1 protein-coding gene is annotated in these 1,700 nt (G+C 44.8%); it reads left to right on the top strand.

All coding sequences use genetic code 11. The features are described 5' to 3' along the window. Window positions 1–114: 114 nt before the first annotated feature. Window positions 115–1,700, top strand: a 1,586-nt coding sequence (locus J8L97_RS22860) for a terminase large subunit domain-containing protein (protein WP_211053019.1), incomplete at its 3' end; no start/stop codon positions are given.

Genomic DNA, 1,700 nt, shown 5'->3' with positions numbered 1-1,700 from the left:
TAAAGCATTCGCTGAAGAAGCGGCCAATGCTGTAGGTGATGAGTTACGCGGTGAAGATGGCATGAGTGAACAGCTAGAAGATAAAATTCGTGGCATATTACTGGGTAAAGCCTAATGACTAACCAAGCTTCACTCACCCCGATAGGCCGCCCTTCTAAAATTGATTTAAAAGAAGAAATGTCAATTTATGGCGTTGATGTACCTGACGCTGATGAATTTGAAATACCAAACAAAGAAGCTGTTTTTTTGCCGTATCAACAACGTTGGTTTGAAGATGAGGCAGGCGTTTGTATTGCAGAGAAGTCACGACGCACGGGTTTAACGTGGGCAGAAGCTGGCCGCAATGTTTTAACAGCCAGCAAGCCAAAAAAACGCGATGGTAGCAATGTATTTTACGTTGGCTCAAAGCAAGAAATGGCGCTTGAATATATTGCTGCTTGCGCGCTGTTTGCTCGTGCGTTTGATCAGTTAGCCAAAGCCGACGTATACGAACAAACGTTTTGGGATAGTGAGAAAAAAGAAGAGATCCTAACGTACATGATCCGCTTTCCTAATAGTGGATTTAAAATTCAAGCGTTATCAAGTCGCCCGTCAAATTTGCGTGGTTTGCAAGGTGACGTGGTAATTGATGAAGCCGCGTTCCATGAATCATTAGATGCACTGTTGCAGGCAGCAATGGCCCTGCGTATGTGGGGCAGCCGTGTACGAATAATTTCAACACATAATGGTGTAGATAATCTTTTTAATGAATACATAAAAGATGCCCGCGAGGGTAAAAAGCCGTATTCAGTACATCGCATTACCTTAGATGATGCGCTAAATGATGGCTTATATAAGCGCATTTGTTTTGTAAAAAATTGGGAGTGGTCGCCCAAAGCGGAAGCTAAATGGCGACAAGATAGAATTGACGAGTCCCCCAATAAAGACTCGGCAGACGAAGAGTACTTTTGTGTGCCCAAGCGCAGCGGTGGTAACTATTTAAAACGTGTTGTTATTGAGGAAGCCATGACGAAAGGTATTCCAATACACCGCTTAACATGTACCGACGAGTGGATGACATGGACCAAAGAACAGCGCTTTAAAGAAACCGAGCAATTTTGCAAAGACGTGATCCAACCTTTGTTGGATAAACTAGACCCCGAAGAGCAACACGCATTTGGTGAAGACTTTGCACGCACGGGCGATTTAACATCGCTTGTACCACTGCGTATACGTGCCGATTTACATAAACGCACACCGTTTGTTATTGAGATAAAAAATGCCCCGTATGAAGTACAACGACAAGTTGTATTCTTTATTTTGCGCCGACTGCCACGGCTGCGTGGTGCCTCATTTGATGCTACGGGTAATGGTGGCTATCTAGCCGAAGCCTCAGCGTTAGAGTTTGGCATTGAACTGGTTGAATGTGTTCACCTCAGCGACAACTGGTATGCAGAATGGATGCCTAAGCTAAAAGGCGAATTTGACGACCACAACTTAGAAATTCCCCGTCACCAGAACGTACTAGACGATATGTGCCATATCAAGGTTGTTAACGGCATACCCAAGATTAATAAAGGCAAAACTAAAGACCACGACGGCAAAAAGAAAACAGATAAACGCCATGGTGATTTTGCGGTTGGACTATGTATGGCCAACCGCGCTTCATGGATGGAAGGCAGCGCTATCGAGTTTACCGCGCTGCCCAGTGCCAACGGCAA

The sequence above is a fragment of the Pseudoalteromonas sp. MMG012 genome (assembly GCF_018100875.1).
GTDB lineage: Bacteria > Pseudomonadota > Gammaproteobacteria > Enterobacterales > Alteromonadaceae > Pseudoalteromonas > Pseudoalteromonas aurantia.
The sequence above is the reverse complement of the archived record's forward strand: the minus strand, read 5'-3'. Positions and strand labels throughout refer to the sequence as shown.